The organism is Mycobacterium sp., from assembly GCF_039583785.1.
Lineage (GTDB): Bacteria > Actinomycetota > Actinomycetes > Mycobacteriales > Mycobacteriaceae > Mycobacterium.
Genome location: NZ_JAVKSG010000030.1, coordinates 42,489 through 44,411, shown reverse-complemented (window position 1 = coordinate 44,411; position 1,923 = coordinate 42,489). Strand labels below are relative to the sequence as shown.

Genomic DNA, 1,923 nt, shown 5'->3' with positions numbered 1-1,923 from the left:
ATACGATGAAGTCAGCTTCACGAGACGCCGTCGACAAGCTCCGACTGGATGGCGCGCCAACCCCACGCTCGTGGGTGGATCGGATGAAGAAGCGGCCAGCACCGACCGGTGCCGGCAAGATCAAACGGTCGGCGTGCTGCGTAGTGTCGCGGACCTGAACGAGCCGGGCGACCTGCGTCTCAGTGCCAGCGGCCCCGCCAGTTCGGTCGCAGTGCTCGCTTATGGCGGGTCTACAGGCGAACCCAAATAGCAGGTGTCTGCACCAGTGGCAGATCGGCCAGCGCGTCGAGGTTTGGTCGACAACGGCACGACGAGCACCAAACCCGGCCAGTGGCGCAGACTGATCCTCGCCCCACGCGCAACCTAACGCACGGTACGTTGACCTGTACGCCTATTGGGCACACAATTGAGTACATGGAAAAAGCACAGTCACGCAACCCCCGTGACAGGAAGACTGAGCGTCTGGCAGCGCGCCTGACCCCCGAACAGGACGCGCTGATTCGTCGCGCCGCAGAAATCGAAGGCACCGATCTCACCAACTTCACCGTGACCGCGGCACTGGCCCACGCCCGCGACGTGCTTGCTGATCGGCGCCTGTTCATCATCGATGACGCCGCTTGGACCCAGTTCAACGCGCTGCTCGATCGCCCAGTTACACACAAACCCCGGCTCGAAAAGCTGTTCTCCGAGCCGACTGTCTTCCGCGGTGACGACGGCCAGTGAGTTCTACCCCCGGCTACTACTACTACAGCACCCCGCGACCAATCAGCGGGGCAGATGACTTCTTCAGCTTCGACAGCGGCGAACCCAGCCTCGATGAATACCTGCATAAGCGGGCGCTGTCCAACCACGTCGAAGGAGCATCGCGCTGTTTCGTGGCTTGCCGGGAAGGTCACGTCGCCGGCTTCTACGCCCTCACCTCAGGAGGTGTCGACCGCGGATCGGCACCGGGGGCGATCCGCCGCAACATGCCCGAGCCAATTCCGGTCATCCTGCTGTCCCGGCTGGCCGTTGACCGCAAAGAGCAAGGCCGCGGGCTAGGCAGCCACCTGCTCCGCGACGCGATTACACGCAGCATCGGGGTGGCCGAACAGGTCGGGGTCCGGGCAATACTCGTCCACGCGCTACATGAGGAAGCCCAAAGGTTCTACGCGCACTTCGAGTTCGAGCCGTCACCCACCGATCCGCTGCACCTGATGCTGTCCATGAAAGACGCCCGCGCGCTCATCGGCCTGTGATCGCCATGACCGAAGCCGCCCGCGGCCCGGCGGCGTAGCTATGGCGGTGGCGGAGGGATTTGAACCCTCGGACGGGGGTTACCCGTCACACGCTTTCGAGGCGTGCTCCTTAGGCCGCTCGGACACGCCACCGCCGGAGAGCTTACCCAACGTCCGCGTCGCTAGCCCAATCGCTGGTTGGCGAAGAAAGTCTCCAGCACCCCGGCGCACTCTTGCGCCAGCACCCCACCCCGCACCTGCGGCCGATGGTTGAGCCGCCGATCGCGCACCACATCCCACAGCGAACCCACCGCACCGGTCTTGGGCTCCCACGCGCCGAACACCACCCGGCCGACCCGCGCCATCACCAACGCCCCGGCGCACATCGTGCACGGCTCCAGCGTGACGGCCAGCGTCGCACCCGCCAGCCGCCAGCCGTCGCCGAGCACCCGGGCGGCTGCCCGGATGGCCAGGATCTCGGCATGCGCGGTCGGATCGCCCAGCGCCTCGCGCGCGTTGACCGCGCGGGCCAGCTCGGTGCCGTCGGACGCGACGACGACGGCTCCGACCGGGACGTCCCGGGGATCCGCCGTCGCGGCAACCGCCAGCGCGGCGCGGATCAGATCTTCGTCGAAACTCACCGACTCAGGCTGATGGCGGCGACCCGCTGCGCCCGGCTCCGCCGCGCTTGCGATCACCGACCCAG

The 1,923-nt window shown here is 66.7% G+C and carries 2 protein-coding genes, 1 tRNA gene, 1 pseudogene and 1 riboswitch; of the genes and pseudogenes, 2 read left to right on the top strand and 2 right to left on the bottom strand.

Annotated features, from left to right (window positions below; translation table 11 throughout):
- The first annotated feature begins 15 nt into the window (after positions 1-15).
- Positions 16-127: riboswitch (SAM riboswitch) on the top strand.
- A gap of 251 nt (positions 128-378) precedes the next feature.
- Together ABDV69_RS11450 and ABDV69_RS11445 are read left to right on the top strand one after the other, a co-directional pair.
- Positions 379-723 (top strand): annotated as a pseudogene (locus ABDV69_RS11450) (DUF1778 domain-containing protein); the annotation flags it as partial.
- Positions 720-1,238, top strand: a complete 519-nt coding sequence (locus ABDV69_RS11445; RefSeq protein ID WP_343574299.1) for a GNAT family N-acetyltransferase — start codon at positions 720-722, stop codon at positions 1,236-1,238. The pseudogene ABDV69_RS11450 and the gene ABDV69_RS11445, both read left to right, overlap by 4 nt.
- Positions 1,239-1,279: 41 nt before the next feature.
- Here ABDV69_RS11445 and ABDV69_RS11440 read toward each other — a convergent pair.
- Together ABDV69_RS11440 and ABDV69_RS11435 are read right to left on the bottom strand one after the other, a co-directional pair.
- Positions 1,280-1,370, bottom strand: a tRNA-Ser gene (locus tag ABDV69_RS11440).
- A 29-nt stretch (positions 1,371-1,399) separates the two neighbouring features.
- Positions 1,400-1,858 carry a nucleoside deaminase gene (locus ABDV69_RS11435; RefSeq protein WP_343574310.1) on the bottom strand — a complete coding sequence of 153 codons (459 nt, stop codon included), beginning with the start codon at positions 1,856-1,858 and terminating at the stop codon, positions 1,400-1,402.
- Positions 1,859-1,923: the final 65 nt, after the last annotated feature.